Here is a 19,876-nt window from a genome sequence, read left to right as displayed (position 1 = left end):
TTCTAGCGCGTCAAGGCGACTCGGTGCGCGTCGAGCATCAGGGTGGCGAGCTCGTCGCGCTCGGTGTCGTCGAGGACATCGAAGCAGGGTGCGATCAGTTCGTCGGTCAGCTTCTCCGCCGCGTCCCAGCGCACCCGCACATCGTCGGTGACCGTCTCGAACGGTTCGGTCCAGCCGAGAAATTTCGCGTGACCGGGTCCGTCGAGGATCGGGGAGCCCGCGACCAGGATCGCCTGCAGCGGGGTGAGTCCGTTGGCCAGCACCGCGACCAGGTGCAGTCCGCCGCGGAGCTCGCGCAGCACATGGGTCAGTTGCAGCACCGCGGCCCGCCCGTCCTCGGGCACCGGCATGGCCCGCCAACCGGCGAACAGGGGCAAGCCGGTCGAGGGTGCGGCATCGACCACGCGGCGCAGCAGCTGTGCGAGCCGGTCGGCCTGCTCGAACGCGGCCAGTTTGCGTTGCCCGAAATCGCGACACGCGAGCATGTATTCCACCGCGGCGCCTGCGGCGGGCATCGGCACCGATTCCCATGCGGCGCGCACGCATCCGGGTTCGAAGAAGCCGAAGGCGGCGGTCACCACGTCGGCGTCGACGTCACCGAGCACCCCGCCACGGCCTCGCGTGTAGGCGCCGTGGAACCCGGCCACCCCGGTCGTCTCCCCGAACGCCCTGGCCTCGCGCGAGATCATGAACGCCCCACCGAGTTCGAGTACCTGCCGTTTGACCGTTGCCGACGTCATTCGTCTGCCACCTTCCACTGTTGTCCACTCCAGGCAGACTTTAGCGTTGCATAGTCAGATGCGATAGCCCTTCGCGAGGACAACGACCGAAATCCGTCGACCGCACTGCTCTGCCGGACCCAGGGCGGATCCCATGACCACCCAGCTCGTGGCGATCCTGTCCGGCGCCGGCGTCTCCACCGACAGCGGAATCCCGGACTATCGCGGCCCGGCGGGTCTGTGGCAGCGCGATTCCGACGCCCAGAAGCTGGTCACCTACGACTACTGCATCGCCCTGCCCGCCTTGCTGGCGACGTTGGCCGCGACGAAGGCCGAACACAGCGGCTAATCTCGGCAGATGACCGTCGACACCAGCCGGAAGACTTGGCTCACAGTCGAATTCGTCGCCCTCTTCTTCGGCCTGACCGGATTGTTCGCGGTGTTGCTGCGCGGTGTGAGCCCGCTGCCTTTCCTTGTGGCGATCACCGTCGGCATCGTGATCTACCTGCGCCGCACCGGTTTCGACCGTGGCAGCTTCTGGCGGGCCGACGCACTGCGCCCCGCCCTGCCCGGCATCCTCGCGCTCTGGGCGATCTCGGCCCTGACCCTCGCCGCCGCGGTGGCGGTGTTCCGGCCCGATTCGCTGTTCGATCTACCGCGCGAACGTCCCCTGATCTGGGTCCTGGTCCTCGTGTTCTATCCGCTGGTCAGCGTCTATCCGCAGGAACTGCTGTTCCGCGCCTTCCTGTTTCACCGCTACGCGCCGATCTTCGGCGACGGTCCGCGCATGATCGCCGCCAGCGCCGTCGCATTCGGTTTCGCCCACTTCATCGTCGGCAACCCGATCTCGGTGCTGCTGAGCGCGGCGGCCGGTGTTGTCTTCGCAGCCCGGTATCGGCGGACCCGCTCGCTGCTCACCACTTCGGTGGAGCACGCCCTCTATGGCATCCTCGTCTTCACCGTCGGCCTCGGCGACTTGTTCTATCACGGGGCAGCGGCCGCGTAACTCTCTCGATGCGGGGCCGAGGTGAACTATCGTCGACGTTGAGTCGTAGTGCTGGATGGTGGCGGTCGAGACTGCGGCCGCCCGGGGCGATGGCGGGGACCTGATGCGAGTGCTGTTCGTGGCGATGCCGCTGATCGGGCATCTGTTCCCGATGATGCCGCTGGTCGACACTCTGCGCGAGCGCGGGCACGACGTCATGGTGGCTACCGGCGGGGACGCGGCCGCGGTGGTGCGGGCGCGATTGCCGGTGGCCGATGTCGCCCCGCCGATCAACTATCTGCGTGCCGCGGTGCGCGGGCTGGGGCGGCATCCGGTGCTGGCGGTGCGGTCGGGGAAAGGGATGGCGGACGCACGCGGCGGCGCCCACGTCTTCGCGGTCACCAATCGGCCGATGGTCGAGCCGCTGCTGCGTGCCGCTACCGAGTTCGCGCCGGAGGTGATCGTGCACGAGCCGTTCGCGGCGGCCGCGGCGATGGTGGCCGACCGGCTCGGCGTACCCACGATCCTGCACAACATCGCCCTCGACAACGGCACGGTGATCCGCCGTGAACTGCTGCGTCTGCTCACCGACGCCGCCCTGCCCGCTCCGGCGAGCACCCTGTCCATTGCCCCACCCAGCATCGTCCGGGTCGAGGGGCGGCCGTTGCGCTACACCCCGTACTCCGCCCCGGGCGCGGACACACCCGCGTTCCTGCGCGAACCGTCCACACGCCCACGCATTCTCGTCACCCGCTCGACCATGCTCGGCGACGGTCCGGACACGATGCTGCGGGCGATCGTGCGCGCCGCACCGTATGTCGATGCCGACATCGTCATCGTGCGACCCGATCGAAAGACAATGCGCAACACCGCACTTCCCGCGAACATCCGCACGACCGGGTGGATCGCCCTACACGAAGCTCTGCCCCACTGCACTGCCATGGTCAACCACGCGGGAGCCGGTTCGGTCTATGCCGCCCTCCACGCCGGCGTCCCTCAGATCGCCACCCCCGCACCGGGCGACCGAGCCTGGAACGCGAGCTCGGTGCAGCGACGCGGCGCCGGACTGTCGGTGCCTGCCCGTTCGATCACCGCCACCCACCTCAACGCCCTGATCTCTGATCCCGACCTGAGCACGAACGCACGTGCGGTCGCCGCCGAGATCGCCGCGATGCCCGGTGTCAGCGACATCGCCGACGAGGTGACCCGATCGGCCGCCACCCGATGACCTAGGGCGCTTGCACCAGTGTCAGCGTCGACTTCTTGCGCACGGTGAAGCCCAGCGTCTCGTACAAACTGATCGCCGTCGTGTTGTGTGCGACCGCGTGCAGAAACGGCGTCTCACCCCGCGCGCGGATTCCGGCCCCGACCGCCCGAATCAGCCGCGAGGCGATCCCCCGGCCCCGAAATTCGACATCGGTGCACACCGCGCTGATCTCGGTCCACCCCGGAGGATGCAGCCGCTCCCCCGCCATCGCCACCAACCTACCCTCGACCCGCAGTCCGAGATAGGTGCCCATTTCGATGGTCCGCGGCGCGTACGGGCCGGGTTCGGTTCGGGCGATCAGCTCCAAGATCTCGGGAACATCAGCGGCAGTGAGTCTTTCGAGCTCAGGATCGAGGGCAACCCGCAATCCCGCGCCGTCCATCTGCACGGTGTCGAACTCGGCGAGCACCGCCCACTCCGCCGGCACCACATGCCCGATCCCGCGGATTCCAGCACTGCCGCCCGACCCGAGCACAGCGCCCAGATCAGCCCAATCCTGCTCGTCGAGCACCGCCGGATGCCCGACGAATCGCGCGACTTCTGGCTCATAGCGCCCGATCCGCCCCGTCCACCGCGCGAAACGACTGTGCTCGCCCCGCAACGAAGCCCGCACCGGATCATCGAGCGGATGCACCGCGATATCGACGTCGACGGTCAACACACTCTCCTCACCAGGCAACCCGACCGCCGAAACGTTAGCCGAGCACACAACCGCCGGTCACCGTTTGCACTCACCACGATTCCGACCCCCCTCGGCCTCGAGCACATCCCGCAACGAGCGGACCGAGTCAATACTCGGCGAGCGAAAGCTGGATATCCAGTTCCAGTAGATAGTGATTCACCGCCACAGCGGCCCTGGATCCCGCAGCCGCGGCGTGGACGAGTTGCGCAGGCGAATCGGCGACATTGCCCGCGGCCCAGATACCAGCGACGCTGGTGCGCCCCGTGGCATCGACAGCGACCCAACCATCGTCGCCGACCGCGCATCGCAGCCGAGTGAGCAGCTCATCACGGGGAGTGAAACACGGCCCGACAAAGACCGCCGTCCGCGAAATGAGCTGTCCCGATGCGAGTTCCACGCCGTGGAGGCGACCGTCGTGCGCAACCACTCGGTTCACCTCTCCTTCGACGACGTGAACGCCGCGCGCGGACAAGCGGCGGCGCTCGTCGTCCGACAACGCGATCTCTCGCGGGAAGAAGAGGACGTCGTCGGACCACTGACGCACCAGCGACGCTTGGTGCACGGAAAATGCCCTGTTCGCGCCACCCAGAACCGCGAGCGGAGCGTCTCGCACCTCGTATCCGTGACAGTACGGACAGTGAAGAACCCCCTTTCCCCACTGCTCTCGAACTCCGGGGGTCGCCGGCAGTTCATCGCGCAGCCCTGTCGCCACAACCACAGCCCGCGCCGCAACGACGGCCCCGGTTTCGGTCACCACCGAGAAATGTCCGTCGACCGCGGCGATGTCCACGACTCGGTCGGTCAGCACCTGCGCACCGTAGCGGCGCACCTCCGCGCTGCCTGTCGCCAGCAACTGCCCCGGCGCGACTCCGTCCCGGGTCAAGTACCCATGCGTCGTCTGGGCAGCCATATTTCGGGGTTCACCGGAGTCGATGAGCACTACCCGACGACACGATCGAGCCAGAACCAGCGCGGCACTCAGACCGGCCGCGCCCCCACCGACCACCACGACATCGTGGACCACAATTCCCCCTCGACCACTCCGCACGACCTTGTCGCCGTCCGGGTACGCTCCGAACGTACCGAATTGTTCACTAGTTAACAAAAGGAGAGGTGATGGCCGAAAAGTCGCTCCGAGAACGGACATCCGATCTCTGGCGTGTCCGAAACCCCGACCTCGACACCTCCGCCATGGTGGTGGTCGGCCAGATCAAACGCATTTCCGCCCTGCTCGACCGCGCCGTGGAGGACATCTACGCCCAGGCCCACATCACCCCGGCCGAGGTGGGCCTACTTGTACCCCTCCGGTACGCCGACCCACCCCTCACCGCGATCCGACTGGCCGAACATCTCGGCATGTCCAGGGCAGGCGTCGGAAAAACACTCACCAAACTCGAACGGCGAGGACTGATCACCCGCACCCAGAACCCGACCGATCGACGATCGACCCTGATCCGCCTCACCCCGGCAGGAATTGGCTTGATCGACGAGGTCTTCCCCCGCGAACTCGAAGCCCACGCACAGCTACTCACCGACCTGGATCGAGATCGTGTCGCAGTCCTGCAAAGCTTGGACCGCCTCGCCCGAGGTCTCGAGGCCCGAAGCAACCGCTGAGAGCGAGCCCGAACACGACTCGGGCTGACGCCGTTGTGTATTCGATCACTCGGCCTCGGGAAACGACTCAGAACCTGCCTCCGACCAGATCGCCCGAATTAACGTCTGATCATGACCGGGCCATCGCCGACCTCATCGCCGCGGAAGCCGCACTACACCCTCCCCAATGAATGGGACTTCGCGAACGAACGCCTCGCGCTGCTCGGTGCTGCCTATGACCCTGAGAGCATCGCGCTCGCGCGGCGACTGGGTGTGGGTCCGGGATGGCGGTGTCTGGAAGCCGGGGCCGGCGGCGGGTCGTTCGCGCGATGGCTATGCGATGTCGCATTGCCGAGTGGTCGAGTCTTCGCCGTAGACGCTGACCCGCGCCACCTGACGGACCTGCCCCACCGTGGCGGCGAAGTCGCCCGGATGAACCTCGTCACCGACGAACTCCCTCAGGGCGCATTCGATTTCGTCCACACGCGATTCGTGCTGCTCCACATTGCCCAACGAGACACTGTTCTGCAGCGACTAGCCCGGGCGCTGGCGCCAGGCGGCGTTCTTCTGCTCGAGGAAGGCGACGGTCTCGGCGTCCTCGATGAAATGCCCGGCGCATTCGGGGAGGTCTGGCGAGCCTTCGCGCGGTCGACCGAGACCGAGGGCGCGAACCAAGCCTGGGCAAGGGACCTGCCCGCACAATTGGGCGCCGTGGGGCTCATCGACGTTCGAGCAGAGGCAGAGATTCCGATGTTTCGCGGCGGCTCGCCGATGGCGCGCATGTGGAACCTCACTTGGACACAGGCCCACGAAACCTTGGTAGCACTCGATGTCTCACCCGAGGTCATTGTCGCTGCGCAGGCCGAGCTGGCCGACGAGCAGCAATGGTTCTATGCGCCGCCCACGGTCCGCGCATGGGGCCGAGCTCGCTAACGTCGCGCCCGAACAGCCTCACCGATCAACTCACGCGCACCGTCACCGAACACAGCCTGGTCGTTCAACACCGCGAACATCCGCTCGTACAGGGCGATCTCACGCGGCTGCGTCACCGACAACTCGGCGGTGACCGTCTCGACCTGAACGAGCCGCTGATCGAAGATCGCGAACCCGTTCGTCGCTGGACCCTCGTACAGTGAGTTCATCGGCACCACACCCAGCACGAGACGTGGCAGGGACATCAATGTCAGCAACCGATCCAACTGCCCCAGCATCACCTGATCGTCAACGATTGTCGTGTGAAGCACCTGCTCGGCGATGATGAACGAGAACCGGTGGTCACCGCGGTACAGCACTCGCTGACGTTCGACCCGTGCTGCGACACCCTCGGCGAGATCATCGGGGATGCCGTAGAAGCTGATGATCTTCGACAGGATCCCTTCGGCGTACTCGGCGGTCTGCAACAGGCCGGGCACGATCGTGGGCTCGTACCAGCGCATCGACCGGGTGTCGCCTTCGAGTTTCACCGACATCTTCTGGCGGCGCCGCGTACCGGCACCGAGCAGGCGTTTCCACTCCATGTAGGCCGCTTCGATGTTGCGCACGGTCGCGATGAGGTCAGGGAGTTGGTCGGGACGACCGGTGTGTTCGCACCAGGCTTGCAGGTCAGCCTCAGACGGCGTCTGTTTGCCGTACTCGGTGCGCGAAACTTTGGATTCGTGCCAGCCGGCGAGCTGTGCGAGCCGGCGAGCTGTGATGCCTGCGTCGCGACGAAGCTCCCGGAGTCGAAGTCCGAGAGCTTCGCGCGCTTCATCGACCGAGTTGGTCACCGCGCACCGAGAGTGACGTATTCGGAGTGCGGAACCGCCGCTTCCCACACGAGGTCGCGCACCCGCACGCAGTACGCCACGATTCGCGGGTCGGTGGTCACCGCACCGCCACGCCATCGCCCGTCGGGTTCGAACACGGTGAACGCCACCGAATTCCGGTCGAAGAGCCACCAGTCGTCGACGGTCAGTTGCGCGGCGTCTACGTCGTGGCGAGACAGGTACCGAATCTGTTCGCCCGCGGCGGCGTTCTGGTAGGAGACCTCGAGAAGCCACCGGGTGTAGTCGGTGTGCGGAACCGTGACAACGCGCGCCCGCCGAACGGCCACCCCACGCGCTGCGGTCTCCTCTACCAGGTCCAGCCATCCCCGCAGCCACGAATAGTCGTCAGCGGGACCGCCGTTGAGGAAGTCGCGGAACGGTTGCGTCTCGTCGGGGGTGCTGTAGGTGTCTTGCACCTCCAGATGAAATGCCTCCTGGCGGGCGGACCGCAGGAGGTTGTCGAACACTTCACCTTCCAGTAGGAGCACCGTAGAACTTCCTCTCACACTTCGGGACCTCGATCGCGGTCTCTCCGGGCGCGAGGTCCAATTGGCCCAGCGTGGCACGGTCGATCACGGGTCGGCCGGTCAGGGTGAAGGTTCCCCGCCCCGTGTCGGTCATCGCCGCGCCGACGAAGGTGTCGGGTTCGGCGAATCCGAGGAGCAGGTGCGGGATCTCGATGATGGCTGAGTCGCTGGTCTCCCACCCTTGCACGATGTAGGTGCCCGTGTCGGTCGCGAGCAACGCAGGGCACCCGCCACCGCCGCTTCCGCCATTGCCGAGGAACTTCAACTGCATGACGTACCGTCCTGTCGAGTCGAGTTGTGTGCGCAAACTTGCGTACCACTGCACAAGCATCCCTGAACTGGTCATTAGATGTTGGACATTTGGGTATCTGACGCAAGTTCGCGCAAGTTTGTGGTGTCAGCGTCCCGCTGCTTCGTAGCTTGGTGCCACTACGCTCCGACGCACCCGAGGTGACCCTTGAAAATCACGCTCGAAACCGAGATCCCGCCCGCCGACCAGATTGCGGCGACCCGGTGAACGCGCTCCTGTTGTGTGGTCGTGACCCCGGCCCGCTGACGGCTGCGCAGGCCCATCGGGTGATGCAAGTCCATCTGGAATGCGCGGTCGACACGTGCCGGTGTCGGCGACGTGCCCGAACCACCCTGGTGGAGCAGAAGCGGATGGTTCTCGACGAACGCGCACAACAGATCAGGGGCTTGTGATGAGCGAGGATCACCTGACTCGCTGCCAGGACTGGATTTTGACCAGCTTGTGCCAGTTCTCCCCGACAGCGCCGATCACCACTCCTGACCTCGCCTCGAAGTTGAGCCACTCGGTTCGCCGTACCGAGATGTACCTCGAACAGTTGGTCGCGATGGGATTGGTTCGTGTGCATGAGGTTTCGGGTGAACCGGCTTGGCGGCCATCCTCTGACGGTCTAGCGATCGGCAGCGTCGAGTAGATCATCGGTGACCGCACGACGATCAATCTCTCGGTTTCAGCTCGGGAGAACTCGATTTCATCAGCGGTCAGTCGCGTCGGTCCGAGAGGGAGGCGCGGCGGGTGTTCGGTGGGCGGATCGTGTCCGGGAACTTGTCCGCTAACCTTGCGTTTTGTGTCGAGGATTGCGGTGATCGGTGGTGGCCGGATCGGGGAGGCGTTGATCGCTGGGCTTCTCGAATCCGGGTGGGCGAGCGAGGATCTGGTGGTTGTGGGGCGGGTGTTGGCGCGGATCGAGCGGTTCGGCATCCGGGCGACGACCAGCCTCGCGGATGCGACCGAGAATGCGGATCTGATGGTGATCGCGGTGAAACCGCGCGATGTGGACGGCGTGCTCGCCGAACTGGCCGAGTCGATGGTTGGCAGGGCGCGCGATCAGGTGCTGGTGTCGCTGGCCGCGGGTGTGTCGACGGCACGGATGGAAGCTGAGCTGCCCGCCGGTTTCCCGGTGGTGCGGGTCATGTCGAACACCCCGATGCTGGTCGGCCAGGGCATGAGCGCCATCGCGGCGGGCCGTCACTGTAGCGAGGAGCAGTTGCGGCTGGTCGGTGAGGTGATGGAGGCGGTCGGCAAGGTGGTGACCGTCGCCGAGTCGCAGATGGACGCGGTGACCGCGGTGTCGGGTTCGGGGCCCGCGTATTTCTTTCTGGTGATCGAGGCCATGATCGACGCCTCCGTGCAGCTGGGTCTGTCCCGGGAGGTAGCCACCCAGTTGGTGCAGCAGACCATGCTCGGTTCGGCCGCGTTGTTGACCGAGTCGGGCCGGCCTTGCGTGGAGTTGCGCGCTGCCGTCACCTCACCCGAGGGAACGACCGCAGGGGCGATGCGAGAACTCGAGCGGGGTGGTGTGCGTTCAGCTTTCGGTGAGGCATTGATCGCGGCAGAACGCCGTTCGGCCGAACTGGGCGCGATGCCGAACTAGCCTCGCTCTATTCCTGTTGTCGGTGGGCCGGGCCTGATCGGTTCCAGGTCGGCTGTCCGAATCCCTGCCTCCCCCAGCGATTTCCGGCCGTGGACCGCTGTTTGAGCCGTCGAAAGGCGGGCATTCGCACTGAGCAAGGACAAACCTCTACCGGAGGGACAGCGTCGTGTTCACACATCTACGAGGGGCCGTGTTGATCGGGCTGCTGGTTGTCGCCGGCTGCGCTACCAGCACCGAGGCACCTGATCCCGGTTTGCCACCGTCGGCCGAGGGCGCGCCGGAAATCTCCGATGAGGCGGCCGCGCACCTGTGCGAGATGATGGCCCCGGATCTCGATAATTGGCGTGCGCAGGGAGTCACTGTGGCGCGCGTGTCGTTCAACGCCACAGTGCAGAACTGGGCGGTGCGCAGCGGCGGCATCAATGTGGCGGTGGCTCGCAACCGCGAGGTGATCGATGCCGTCACCCAGCAGCACTGCGCTGATGTGCGCCAGCAGGCCATGCAGGCCCTGGATGTGCCGGATCTGGCCTCAGCGCTCGCCGGAGTCTGAGACGCCTGCGTCGGAAACCACGGCGGGCGCGGTGTCCTCACCACCACGACGCCGGTCACGCAACACCAGCACGCCCGCCGCGACCGCCCAGATCACCGCGAACGCGACCGCGCGCATCAGGCTCCAGTTGACCATCAGCATCACGAGCGCGACACCACCGAACAGTGTCAACAGCCGGGCGGTACTCGTCTGACCTTTCATCGCCAGATCATCGCACGGCCCCAGCCGCCTGCCAGGACGAGCTGTCACCACATCGCTCAGGTCTCGACCCGCACGACCTCGTCGCGAACCGCAGGCCGACGAGTGGCCCACGCCAATGCGGGCACGATCAGCAGCGCGATCCCCGCACCGAGGAACGCCAGACCCGGGTAGTCGGCGAATGCCACGACGACCCCGGATCCCAGCCCGCCCCCAGCGCCCGCGACCGCGATGCCCACATCGACGGTGCCCTGCGTCCGAGCCCGGGTGGCGACCGGCGTCGCATCCGCGATCATCGTCGTCCCCGCGACCAGTCCCAGATTCCAGCCCACCCCGAGCAGTCCGAGCGCCACCGCCAGCGCCGCGACCGAACTCGGCGGTGCGAGCGCAGCCGCCGTGGCAGCCGCGACCAAGGTGGCCGCGGCCGCCACGGCGACCAGCCCCGGCCCGAACCGATCCACGAGCATCCCCGACAGCAACGACGGCAGATACATCCCCGCGACGTGCACCGCGATCACGAATCCGGCCGCGCCCACCCCGTGCCCGTGATGCTGCATATGGACCGGCGTCATCGTCATGACCGCGGCCATCACCAACTGCGTCACCACCATCACCGTCGTCCCGGCCACGATCGGCGCCGACCACCGTGTCGGAGCTTGCGTCACGACCACCTCGCCGGGCGGTTCGGCAATCGCGCGGGCAAGCACAAGCGGGTCCGGCCGCAACATCACCCACAGCACCACAGCCGCCAGCACATACGCCACCCCGGACAGCACGAACGGGCCGGACAGCGCCGGAATGCCCCAGTTCACAGCCATATTCGACATCGGCGTCGTCAGATTCGGCCCGACCACCGCACCGACCGTCGTCGCCACCAGCACCGTGCTGATCGCGCGCGCCCGATGCGCGGGCTGCGCCAGATCGGCGCCGGCGTATCGCGCTTGCAGACTCGTCGCGGTCCCCGCCCCGTACACGATCAGCGACACGAACAGCAGCGCCAAGCTCCCGGTCACCGCGGCCGCCACCACCCCGAAACTCCCCAGCGCACCGGTCAGATAGCCCAGGGTGAGGCCTGCCCGTCGACCCGCCCGCTGCGAAATCCGACCCACTCCGACCGCCGCCGCGGCCGACCCGACCGTGAACATCGCCGCGGGCAACCCCGCCAGTCCGGTCGATCCGAGCATGTCCTGCGCCAGCAACGCGCCGACGGTGATGCCGGCGGCAAGCCCCGCGCCACTGAAAATCTGCGCCGCGACCAACACGGCCAGCGTGCGCCGTTGCGCGGGATGCTCGCTCATGGCGTCATCATCGCGGCAGAGATGGACGCTGGTCCAGTCGTTAGGCGCAGAAAGGTCCAGTGACGACGAACCGGCCTCATCGAGCGGCGTGAAGCTAGCGCAAGTACGGGCCCAGCTTGATATTCACCTCGGACCCGGCATCCTCGATCGAGGTGATCGGCCACACCCGGCCGGGCTGCACCGTGCCCGCGGCCGTGGCATAACCGACCACGTCGAGTGCCGCGACCCCGTCATCGTCCTGCAGAATGCCGGCCTCGGTGCGCACCCCATCGGAGAACACCACATCGAACTCGTCGGCCATACGATCGGCGCGCACCACCACACCGGGGAACAGATGCGAATAGTCGACGATGATCCGTCCCGGCTCAGCGCGTTCGTTCATCGACGTCCTTTCCGAGTTCTGACCTCAGTGACCACACGGATCGGTGAGGTGCAACCCCTCGCTGACCTTGATCCGGCGATGCTCGGCGAGCACAATCCCGACCCCGAACAGCAGACACACACCGCTGAGGATTCCGGCGATCACCGCCCATCCGACGAACCCGGAACCGGCGGCCGTCAAGGTGGCCGCGAGCATCACGATGCCGACTCCGACGAGGAACAGCCCCGGCCAATTGAGCGAGTCCTGAATCGACTCACCCGCGTGTGAGCGCGTCGTGCGCTCGGTGTCGGGAAACTTGTGTTGATGGGGATCGATGTAGTCAGTCATGGCACGGCCTCCTTCCGACGAGAGCTCTCCGTTTTCGGCGCGTACCCCCGATTCAATCGGGCAAACGGGCAGAATCACTCGAGTTTTCCCGGACGAGCACGAAGAAGTACGGCTCGGGGAAATTGCGGTAGTCCATCAGGCCCAGCACGGTGTCGTCGTCGATCCGGCGGAACACATCGATGATCGGCAGATGGTCGTAGACCATCGCCGTGGTGACCACCCCGCGGTGCTCGACCGCCCGCAACCGAGCCCGATAACCACGGGCGCGCAACGCCGGTTTCAGCACCCCGAGCAGCCCCCGACCCCGGTCCACGACCTTGCTCGGCACCTTCCCGACCAGGCCCAACGGCACCCGCTGCGGATCGACGGCGAAAATATCGCCCGCCGGACCGCGAAACAGCAGCGGATGCACACTCTCGAGACCGTCGAACTGCTTGCCATACCACCCCGACGCGACGAGCAAGCCGTCCATCGGGTGCCCGGTGCCCAGCTCGCGACCACTCCATCGGCCGCTGAGCTGGGTCGCCGGCACGGGCGCGAGACTGTCGAACAGGTCCAGCGCGTCCTGTCGGGAACAGGCGGGTTCGAGCGCGGTAAGTCGGTCGATCGTCATGAAGATCCTCTCGCCTCAGGCGGGCAGTCGCAGCGCACCGGGCGCGGAAGCGGGCACAGCGGGCTGTTCGGGTGCCACCGGACTGATCCGCTGGTAGGCGGCCCCGAGATCCGGACGCGGATCCGGCTCACCCTTGTTCGGCCAGAACGCCATCGCACGCTCGGCCTGCGCGGTGATGGTCAGCGACGGGTTGACCCCGAGATTGGCGGTGATCGCGCTGCCGTCGGCGATGTGCAGACCGGGATAGCCATAAACCCGCTGATACGGGTCGATCACGCCGGTCTCATGGGAGTCACCGATGGTGCAGCCACCGATATAGTGCGCGGTCGCGGGGATATTGAAGATATCGGTGGCGATATTGCCGGTGATGCCGTCGGACTCGGCGGCGTATCGGCGGGCGATGTCGTGCGCCATCGGAATCCACTCCGGGTTCGGCTCTCCGCTGCCCTGCTTGGTCACCAACCGCTTGCCCTTCAGGTAGGAGGTCAGCGAATTGTCCAGCGACTGCATCACCAGCAGGATCACCGACCGCTCCGAAGCACCGTGCGCATTCTGCGAACGCAGGAACTGCACCGGATGCAACACCATCGACAGCAACAACCGCAGGAACCGGAACGCACCACCGTCGATCATCGGCACGGTCTGCAAGAACAGCGCGTTCTGTCCCTTGCCGTAGGTGCACACCTCCACATGCGTCTGCGGTTCCGGGTGAATGGAGGACGTGATCGCCACGCCCTGGGCGAAATCACGCCGGGACTTACTGGTGACCCCGATGATCGCCTCGGAATTACTGCGGGTCAGCTCGCCGACCCGCGAGGACAACTCCGGCAACGTGCCGTCGCTGCGCAACTTGTGCAGCAACTTCTGGGTGCCCAGCGCCGCCGCCGCGAACACCACCTGCTGGGCGGTGAACGTGCGACGCTGCTTGCGCACCCAACCGTTGGACTGCACCGTCTCGACGCGATAACCGCCCGCACCGTCGGGCGCCACCGACGTCACCGTCGTCAACGGATGCACCTGCGCGCCGTTGCTCTCGGCCAGGTGCAGGTAATTGAGCGTGGTGGTGTTCTTGGCATTGTGCTTGCAGCCGGTGAAGCACTCCGAGCAGTGGATACAGCCCGCCCGGCGCGGACCCGCACCACCGAAGTACGGGTCATCGACCTCGACGCCTTCAGAACCCTCGTTGAAGAACACACCCACATGGGTGCGATGGAAGGTATCGGCGACCTTCAGATCCCGCGCGACCTGCAACAGCACATCGTCCTTCGGCCCGACCCGCGGATTCTCGACCACGCCCAGCATCCGCGAGGCCTGGTCGTAGTACGGCGCGAGCTCGGACTTCCAGTCGGTGATGTGCGCCCACGCACGATCGCGATAGAACTCCGGCAGCGGTTCGTAGAGCGTATTGCCGTAGATCAGCGACCCGCCGCCCACGCCCGAACCGCTGAAGACCAAGCATTTGCCCAGCGCGCTGATCCGCTGCGGCCCCGTCAGGCCGAGGCGCGGCGCCCAGATGGCCTTGGGAATGTTCCAGTTCGTCTTCGGGAAGTCCTCGGCATCCCAGCGCCTGCCGGATTCCAGAACTCCCACCCGGTAACCCTTTTCGGTCAGCCGCAGCGCTGTGACGCTGCCACCGAAACCGGAACCGACGACGATCACGTCGTAGTCGTAGTCACTCATCGCGACACCACCTCATAGTCGGCGGGATCGAACCGCGCCTGTTTCTTGTATTGGATTCCCAGTAGTGGCCAGTTGGTCGTGATCCGGCCGTCGGCCTGGCGGTACCACGACGAGCAGCGACTCCACACGCTGCCGCCGAGCTGCGCCTGGATCCGCTCGTCATAAGCCTGCTCCACCTCCGGACGCACCGTCAGCGCGCGACCGGACGCCGCGAGATGGGCGACATAGTCGCCGAGGTACTTCGCCTGCGCCTCGAGGAAGTAGATGATCGAGCCGCCACCGGTATTGGTGTTGGGCCCGTACATGATGAACAGGTTCGGAAACCGCGGCACGGTCATGCCGTAGTAGGCGTGCGCGCCGCTGTCCCACTCCTGCGTCAGCTCCCGGCCCTGCGCGCCCGTGATCGTCATCGGCGCCAGGAACTCGGTGCTGGTGAAGCCGGTCCCCCAGATGATCACATCCACCTCGTGATCCCGCCCGTCCGCGGTGCGCACACCCGAGGGTGTGATCTCGGCGATCCGCTCGGTGGTCACCTCCACATTCGGTTCGGTGAGCGCCGGAAGATAGTTGTCGGAGAACAGAATTCGCTTACATCCGACCGGATAGTCCGGCCACACCTTCTCGAACAGTCCCGGCTTGACCTTGGTCTGCCTACGCATGTGCCACTTCGACACAGCCTTGATCGCGGCGGACAACGCTTTGGAGTACACCCAGGCGACGCTGAGCCCTTCGACGACGCCGTACCAGGTGCCACGTTCGGCGAGCTCGGTCACCGGCAACTTCTCGAACACCCGATGATGGCGCGTCGAGAACTCGCGATCGGGGCGCGGGATGATGTAGGGCGCGGTTCGCTGGAACAGCGTCAGCTTGTCGACCTGCCGCTGGACCTCGGGAACGAACTGGATCGCACTCGCCCCGGTACCGATCACGGCGACGCGCTTACCCGTCAGATCCACGTCGTGATTCCACTCGGCGGAATGGAAACTGGTGCCACCGAAGCTGTCACGGCCCTCGATGGCAGGTACCGAAGGCCGGGAGAGCTGGCCCACGGCCGACACCAGCACATCGACTACCACGGTCTCTCCGCCGCCGAGCCGGACCGTCCACTTCCCGGTCGCGTCGTCGAACGCCGCACCGAGCACTTCGGTGCCGAACCGGATATGGCGGCGCACATCGTATTTCTCGGCGACGTGCCGGATGTAGTCGAGGATCGCCGGTTGCCGCGAGAATCGGTGCGGCCACCGTGGATTCGGCTCGAAGGAGTACGAGTAGAACGGGGACGGCACATCGCAGGCCGCACCGGGGTAGGTGTTCTCCCGCCAGACGCCGCCGACATCGTCGGCCTTCTCGAACACGACGATGTCGTCGAAGCCGCGCTTCTTCAGTGCGATGACAGCTGCCAGGCCACCGAACCCGCTACCGATCACTGCGATGGACGGGGTCATGAGGTCCCTTCGAGAACGAGGCGAGCACAGGTTTCGGGGTCGTCGCTGAACGGGAGGTGCCCGCAGCCGGGAAGGTCGACGTGCTGCGCGAACGGCAACACCACCCGCGCGCGGGCGCTCTGGGTGCGGTGTACGAGCACGATGTCGCGGGTGCCCCACGCGATCGTCACCGGGATCTCGCCCAGCGAGCCACGGTCGTCGCCGGGGTCGAGCACATAGTTGCCGAAGTCGTCGCGAGCGGCGGCGAAGGACGTGGCCCCCGCCAGCCCGGCCAAATCGGTGCGAGCGGCATCGGGATCGACGCGAACCGGGCGGCCGAACATGGACGAGAGCAGGACTACGCGGCCGGCGGGATGCTCGACCAGCCGGTCCAGTGCCGGTCCGGCGACCCGAGCGGCGCCACGCATGCTGGTCAGCAGGCCCTGCGTCCACCGCCGTCCGACCGGCCCGTAGAAGCCGACCGGGGAGAACGCGGTGACCCCGGACGCGACCCCGGCCCGGCCCAGTTCGAGGGCGATACCACCGCCCATCGAACTCCCGACCACATGGGGGCGCCGAATGTCGTTGTCCGCCAACCACTGCGTGAGCCAGGTGGCGTAGCCACGCGGACCCGGTCGCACAGTGTCCAGCGCGGGTGAGTCACCGAAGCCCGGTAGATCGATCGCGATGACCTCGTGCTGCTCGGCGAGCAGATCGATGATCGGTGCGAAAACCTGCCAGCGGCTGCCGAGACCGTGCACCAGCACGATCGGCGTACCACTGCCCCGGCGGAGGTGAGAGATCTGCGTCATCGCAGCCCTTCGTCAATAAACAGTTACTGCGTACGGTTTCTTGATTGCACCAGCTCCATCGGCCGTCGTCAAGAGGTGACGGCCGACACTTTTCACTGAATCTACCGAATCTTGTCGGCAGCACGTACGATTTCTCAGGTGACCGTGCAACCTCCACGCCGCACCCAGGCCGAACGTCGGACATCCACCCGCGCCAGAATCCTGGCCTGCACCGCCGAATGCCTGCTCGAACGCGGCTACGCCGCAACCACCGTGAGCGCGGTCCAGGAACGCGCCGGACTCGCCCGCGGCACCGTCCAGCACCACTTCCCCACCAGAGCCGAACTGCTCATCGCCGCCACCACCCAGGTCGTCGACACCCGGCTCGAGAAATTCCGGCACGAAGCCGAACTCCTCGCGCCCGGCCGCGACCGCCTGCAATCGGTCGTCGACCTCGCCTGGCGCGACCTCAACAGCCCCGCCTTCTTCACCGCACTCGACCTGTGGGTCGCCGCACGCACCGACACCGAACTCCGCGACCAGCTCGTCATCGAAGAACGTCGCGTATTCACCGAAATGCGCAGGCTCTACCTGGAAGTGCTCGGCGAACCGTACGCCTCGGATCCACGAGCCGAAGTCCTCGTCGAATTCACCATCGACCTGCTCACCGGGCTCTCGATGACCGCCATGCTCACCGGCACACTCGGCGAACGCGAGGCGGTACTGCGCCGATGGAAGCGCGCGCTCGCCGTACTCATCGGACAGCTACCCAGCGAGGAACTGCTCGACGGAAGTCCACTGCCGGCCGCGTTGCACTGACCGCGCTCGACGTCGCTCCCCAACCAGGGCGCGACAGGCCCTAGTCCCCCGTCGTCTCCACCCCGGACAACCCGTTCCAGCACAGCGAGACAACGGTATCGACCGCATCGCCCTTCGGAATCGGACGACCCGTGTCCAGCCACTGCCGCGCCGCGAGATGGCTGGCACCGACCACGCCGAACGCACACGCGTAGGCACGGACATCGTCCATCCCCGCCGCGCGCAACTCAGCGCTCACCAGCACCGCGCACTCGCCCATGGCATTGCGCACCCGCCACCGCACACACGGCTCACTCGGCACCGGCGACTCGAAGACCAACGTGTGCCCGCCTGCGTCCTCGTCGACGAAGTCGAAATAGGCCAGCACCGCGCGACGCACCTTGTCCTCCTGACCGTTCGCGTCGGCCAGCGCATCGCGAATGCCGTCGACCATCCGGTCCAGATACCCCTGCAACACCGACAGATACAGATCGAGCTTGCTCGCGTAGTGCGTGTACAGCACCGGCTTGCTCATCCCGGCCCGAACGCCGATGTCGTCCATGCTCGCACCGTGATACCCGTGGGCCACGAAGACCGCACGCGCGGCGTTGAGCACCGTGAGCCGACGCTGGGTGCGGGCCGTTTCGGCGCTCTCGTCGGTCTGGATGTCATGGAAGAGAAGTGTCATGGCGCGTCCGGGGATTCGAGGGTGTTCACCATGTGAGCACCGGCTTGACCACAGTGCCCGCACGCTGATCGGCCAGCGCGGCGCCGACCTCGGCATGCGGATACCGGGCGATGAGTCGATCGGCCGGGAAACGACCGGCCGCGTACAGATCGAGCAGATGGGGAATGAAGGTGGCGGGCACGCTGTCGCCTTCGAGGCAGCCGCGAATCACCTTGCCGTGCAGCACGAGATCACCGACATCGATCGGCGGCGTACCGCGACCAAGACCCACCGCCACCACCGTCGCCCCCACCGCGAGCGCGGCGACGGCATCGGCGAGCACGGTGGCGATGCCGGTCGTGTCGAGCGCATGCGTCGCACCACTATCGGTGAGTTCACGGATGCGCGCTGCCGTCGGCCCGTCGGCAGGATCCAGTGCGGCGTCAGCTCCCAGTTCAACGGCCAGTTCCCGCCGCGCAGCCGATGTTTCGACGACGACCACGCGCACGTCCGGAACTGTCCGGGCTGCGAGTAGACCCGCCATCCCGACCGCGCCCGCCCCGTACACGGCAACCCACGCACCCGGCTCCGGCCGCAGAGCGTTGAGCACCGCACCCGCACCGGTCTGGAAACCGCAGCCGAACGGCGCCGCCACCGCGAGGTCGACCGCGGGGTCGACCACGACCGTGTTGTCCTCGGTGCTCAGCGCGTAACCGGCGAAACTCGACTGACCGAAGAACCCGTCGAGAATCGGGGACCCGTCGACCAGTGCCCGGGGCGTGGCGTGCGCGCGTCGGCCGAACTGGTTGAGCGCGGTCGCCCGGTGGCAGTACGCAGGCCGACCGGCCACACAGTTGCGACAGGCACCGCACTGCCGAAAGGTCAGCACGACATGATCGCCGGGCCGCACTGTGCGCACATCGGAGCCGACCGCCGCGACGACACCCGCGCCCTCGTGGCCCAGCAGGATCGGCCGATCCGCGGCGCCCGCGCGACGGCTCACCAGGTCGGTGTGGCAGATACCGGCAGCGACGATCCGCACCAGGATCTCGCCCGCGCGCGGCTCGTCGACCTCGATCGGCTCGATCGAGAACTCCGCGCCCGGATCGCGCGACAGCACCGCCGTCGTGCGCATCAAGAGACCCGTTCCAGCAGGAAGTAGAAGTATTCGCCGTGCGCGAGAACCAGTTCGGGTCGCCCGTTCATGATGCCCATCAGGGTGGTGTCGTCGAGCCACTTGAAGTGGTCGAACACCGCGCGACCGTCGTAGACCATGGTCGCGGTGACCTCACCGCGGAACTCGATGTTCCACAGCGTCGCTTCGCCCTGTCCCAGTTCGACATTGGAGAACAGGGTGCCGTCCTCGGCCCGGCAGATCAGCGGCTTCGCGTCGTCGAGAGCGTGGAAGTTCTTCCCGTACCAGCGGCTCGCGGGCAGTGCGCGGCACAGGGGGTGACCTGTCTGAAAGGCGTCACCGCGCCACTCGCCGAGGATGTCCTCGGCCCGCGCCGGGCGTAGCCGGGTCCACAGCTGATCCAGCTCGGCGGTCGTCACACCGTCCGACTGCTCCTTGAGCTGCTGCCACCGTGGTTTGTCCGCGCTCATCAAGCCCTCGTCTCACAGAGTTCAGAACCATTCGGTTCACAGTGGACCATAGTTCCGAACCAGA

General features: G+C 66.5%; 25 protein-coding genes. 8 read left to right on the top strand and 17 right to left on the bottom strand.

Features of this window, described 5'->3' with window-relative positions; translation table 11 throughout:
- Nucleotides 1–2 precede the first annotated feature (2 nt).
- Entirely contained in the window at nucleotides 3–740 is a 738-nt protein-coding gene (locus tag ACWDXS_RS05090) for an SCO6745 family protein (protein ID WP_378991871.1), read from the bottom strand.
- A gap of 133 nt (nucleotides 741–873) precedes the next feature.
- Between ACWDXS_RS05090 and ACWDXS_RS05085 the strand changes: the two genes are divergently transcribed.
- The 3 genes from ACWDXS_RS05085 to ACWDXS_RS05075 all read left to right on the top strand — a co-directional run bounded on the left by ACWDXS_RS05085 (nucleotide 874) and on the right by ACWDXS_RS05075 (nucleotide 2,932).
- The gene (locus tag ACWDXS_RS05085; protein ID WP_449962205.1) at nucleotides 874–1,068 is read left to right on the top strand and encodes a Sir2 family NAD-dependent protein deacetylase; all 195 of its coding nucleotides are present in this window, start codon (nucleotides 874–876) and stop codon (nucleotides 1,066–1,068) included.
- Nucleotides 1,069–1,077: 9 nt separating this feature from the next.
- A complete protein-coding gene (locus ACWDXS_RS05080) occupies nucleotides 1,078–1,725 on the top strand; it encodes a CPBP family intramembrane glutamic endopeptidase (RefSeq protein ID WP_449962202.1) in 648 nt (215 codons plus the stop codon).
- A gap of 103 nt (nucleotides 1,726–1,828) precedes the next feature.
- The gene (locus ACWDXS_RS05075; protein ID WP_449962199.1) at nucleotides 1,829–2,932 is read left to right on the top strand and encodes a glycosyltransferase; all 1,104 of its coding nucleotides are present in this window, start codon (nucleotides 1,829–1,831) and stop codon (nucleotides 2,930–2,932) included.
- 1 nt (nucleotide 2,933) lies between these two features.
- Here ACWDXS_RS05075 and ACWDXS_RS05070 read toward each other — a convergent pair whose 3' ends face one another.
- The gene (locus ACWDXS_RS05070; protein ID WP_378991874.1) at nucleotides 2,934–3,632 is read right to left on the bottom strand and encodes a GNAT family N-acetyltransferase; all 699 of its coding nucleotides are present in this window, start codon (nucleotides 3,630–3,632) and stop codon (nucleotides 2,934–2,936) included.
- A gap of 127 nt (nucleotides 3,633–3,759) precedes the next feature.
- Nucleotides 3,760–4,800 (bottom strand): NAD(P)/FAD-dependent oxidoreductase, encoded by a 1,041-nt coding sequence (locus ACWDXS_RS05065; RefSeq protein WP_449962195.1) that lies wholly within the window; start codon nucleotides 4,798–4,800, stop codon nucleotides 3,760–3,762.
- On the opposite strand from ACWDXS_RS05065, the gene ACWDXS_RS05060 reads away from it, so the two are divergent.
- Nucleotides 4,770–5,267: a MarR family winged helix-turn-helix transcriptional regulator gene (locus tag ACWDXS_RS05060; RefSeq protein ID WP_449962192.1), complete on the top strand. Its 498-nt coding sequence runs from the start codon at nucleotides 4,770–4,772 to the stop codon at nucleotides 5,265–5,267. The genes ACWDXS_RS05065 and ACWDXS_RS05060 overlap by 31 nt on opposite strands.
- A 111-nt stretch (nucleotides 5,268–5,378) precedes the next feature.
- Nucleotides 5,379–6,179: a class I SAM-dependent methyltransferase gene (locus ACWDXS_RS05055; RefSeq protein WP_449962189.1), complete on the top strand. Its 801-nt coding sequence runs from the start codon at nucleotides 5,379–5,381 to the stop codon at nucleotides 6,177–6,179.
- On the opposite strand, the gene ACWDXS_RS05050 is transcribed toward ACWDXS_RS05055, so the two are convergent.
- Genes ACWDXS_RS05050 through ACWDXS_RS05040 form a run of 3 tightly spaced genes read right to left on the bottom strand, consistent with a single transcriptional unit; the run spans nucleotide 6,176 to nucleotide 7,849 of the window.
- Nucleotides 6,176–7,012 carry a DUF5753 domain-containing protein gene (locus tag ACWDXS_RS05050; RefSeq protein WP_449962187.1) on the bottom strand — a complete coding sequence of 279 codons (837 nt, stop codon included), beginning with the start codon at nucleotides 7,010–7,012 and terminating at the stop codon, nucleotides 6,176–6,178. The genes ACWDXS_RS05055 and ACWDXS_RS05050 overlap by 4 nt on opposite strands.
- Nucleotides 7,009–7,518: a DUF6879 family protein gene (locus ACWDXS_RS05045; RefSeq protein ID WP_449962184.1), complete on the bottom strand. Its 510-nt coding sequence runs from the start codon at nucleotides 7,516–7,518 to the stop codon at nucleotides 7,009–7,011. Before ACWDXS_RS05045 ends, ACWDXS_RS05050 begins: the two co-directional genes overlap by 4 nt.
- 1 nt (nucleotide 7,519) lies before the next feature.
- Nucleotides 7,520–7,849: a hypothetical protein gene (locus tag ACWDXS_RS05040; protein ID WP_449962181.1), complete on the bottom strand. Its 330-nt coding sequence runs from the start codon at nucleotides 7,847–7,849 to the stop codon at nucleotides 7,520–7,522.
- Between the two features lie 823 nt (nucleotides 7,850–8,672).
- On the opposite strand from ACWDXS_RS05040, the gene proC reads away from it, so the two are divergent.
- The gene (gene proC / locus ACWDXS_RS05035) at nucleotides 8,673–9,479 is read left to right on the top strand and encodes a pyrroline-5-carboxylate reductase (RefSeq protein ID WP_449962178.1); all 807 of its coding nucleotides are present in this window, start codon (nucleotides 8,673–8,675) and stop codon (nucleotides 9,477–9,479) included.
- A 166-nt stretch (nucleotides 9,480–9,645) separates the two neighbouring features.
- The gene (locus ACWDXS_RS05030) at nucleotides 9,646–10,029 is read left to right on the top strand and encodes a hypothetical protein (protein ID WP_378991877.1); all 384 of its coding nucleotides are present in this window, start codon (nucleotides 9,646–9,648) and stop codon (nucleotides 10,027–10,029) included.
- Here the strand turns inward: ACWDXS_RS05030 and ACWDXS_RS05025 are convergent.
- From ACWDXS_RS05025 to ACWDXS_RS04990, 8 genes are all read right to left on the bottom strand, one after another.
- The gene (locus tag ACWDXS_RS05025; protein ID WP_387444921.1) at nucleotides 10,009–10,230 is read right to left on the bottom strand and encodes a hypothetical protein; all 222 of its coding nucleotides are present in this window, start codon (nucleotides 10,228–10,230) and stop codon (nucleotides 10,009–10,011) included. The genes ACWDXS_RS05030 and ACWDXS_RS05025 overlap by 21 nt on opposite strands.
- A gap of 56 nt (nucleotides 10,231–10,286) precedes the next feature.
- Nucleotides 10,287–11,525, bottom strand: coding sequence for an MFS transporter (locus ACWDXS_RS05020; protein ID WP_449962175.1), 1,239 nt, complete (start codon nucleotides 11,523–11,525; stop codon nucleotides 10,287–10,289).
- Nucleotides 11,526–11,619: 94 nt separating this feature from the next.
- Nucleotides 11,620–11,907: a hypothetical protein gene (locus ACWDXS_RS05015; protein ID WP_378990031.1), complete on the bottom strand. Its 288-nt coding sequence runs from the start codon at nucleotides 11,905–11,907 to the stop codon at nucleotides 11,620–11,622.
- A gap of 24 nt (nucleotides 11,908–11,931) precedes the next feature.
- On the bottom strand, nucleotides 11,932–12,234 hold the full coding sequence (locus tag ACWDXS_RS05010; RefSeq protein ID WP_378990032.1) for a hypothetical protein: 303 nt from the start codon (nucleotides 12,232–12,234) through the stop codon (nucleotides 11,932–11,934).
- Nucleotides 12,235–12,286: 52 nt separating this feature from the next.
- The gene (locus ACWDXS_RS05005) at nucleotides 12,287–12,847 is read right to left on the bottom strand and encodes a DUF4334 domain-containing protein (RefSeq protein WP_378990033.1); all 561 of its coding nucleotides are present in this window, start codon (nucleotides 12,845–12,847) and stop codon (nucleotides 12,287–12,289) included.
- A gap of 15 nt (nucleotides 12,848–12,862) precedes the next feature.
- Nucleotides 12,863–14,527: a GMC oxidoreductase gene (locus tag ACWDXS_RS05000; protein WP_449962171.1), complete on the bottom strand. Its 1,665-nt coding sequence runs from the start codon at nucleotides 14,525–14,527 to the stop codon at nucleotides 12,863–12,865.
- Entirely contained in the window at nucleotides 14,524–15,972 is a 1,449-nt protein-coding gene (locus tag ACWDXS_RS04995; RefSeq protein ID WP_449962168.1) for a flavin-containing monooxygenase, read from the bottom strand. Before ACWDXS_RS04995 ends, ACWDXS_RS05000 begins: the two co-directional genes overlap by 4 nt.
- Complete coding sequence (locus tag ACWDXS_RS04990) at nucleotides 15,969–16,763, bottom strand: alpha/beta fold hydrolase (RefSeq protein ID WP_379313870.1); 795 nt, start codon at nucleotides 16,761–16,763, stop codon at nucleotides 15,969–15,971. Before ACWDXS_RS04990 ends, ACWDXS_RS04995 begins: the two co-directional genes overlap by 4 nt.
- A 138-nt stretch (nucleotides 16,764–16,901) precedes the next feature.
- Between ACWDXS_RS04990 and ACWDXS_RS04985 the strand changes: the two genes are divergently transcribed.
- Complete coding sequence (locus ACWDXS_RS04985; protein WP_387444912.1) at nucleotides 16,902–17,561, top strand: TetR/AcrR family transcriptional regulator; 660 nt, start codon at nucleotides 16,902–16,904, stop codon at nucleotides 17,559–17,561.
- Nucleotides 17,562–17,601: 40 nt separating this feature from the next.
- Here ACWDXS_RS04985 and ACWDXS_RS04980 read toward each other — a convergent pair whose 3' ends face one another.
- The 3 genes from ACWDXS_RS04980 to ACWDXS_RS04970 are packed head-to-tail and all read right to left on the bottom strand — an operon-like array spanning nucleotide 17,602 to nucleotide 19,812.
- Nucleotides 17,602–18,228 (bottom strand): TetR/AcrR family transcriptional regulator, encoded by a 627-nt coding sequence (locus ACWDXS_RS04980; protein WP_378990039.1) that lies wholly within the window; start codon nucleotides 18,226–18,228, stop codon nucleotides 17,602–17,604.
- Nucleotides 18,229–18,253: 25 nt separating this feature from the next.
- Nucleotides 18,254–19,342, bottom strand: a complete 1,089-nt coding sequence (locus ACWDXS_RS04975) for an NAD(P)-dependent alcohol dehydrogenase (protein ID WP_449962163.1) — start codon at nucleotides 19,340–19,342, stop codon at nucleotides 18,254–18,256.
- Nucleotides 19,342–19,812: a DUF4334 domain-containing protein gene (locus ACWDXS_RS04970; RefSeq protein WP_378990041.1), complete on the bottom strand. Its 471-nt coding sequence runs from the start codon at nucleotides 19,810–19,812 to the stop codon at nucleotides 19,342–19,344. Before ACWDXS_RS04970 ends, ACWDXS_RS04975 begins: the two co-directional genes overlap by 1 nt.
- Between the last annotated feature and the right edge of the window lie 64 nt (nucleotides 19,813–19,876).

It is taken from the genome of Nocardia sp. NPDC003183 (genome assembly GCF_053590715.1).
This window is presented reverse-complemented; position numbering and strand designations above follow the sequence as displayed.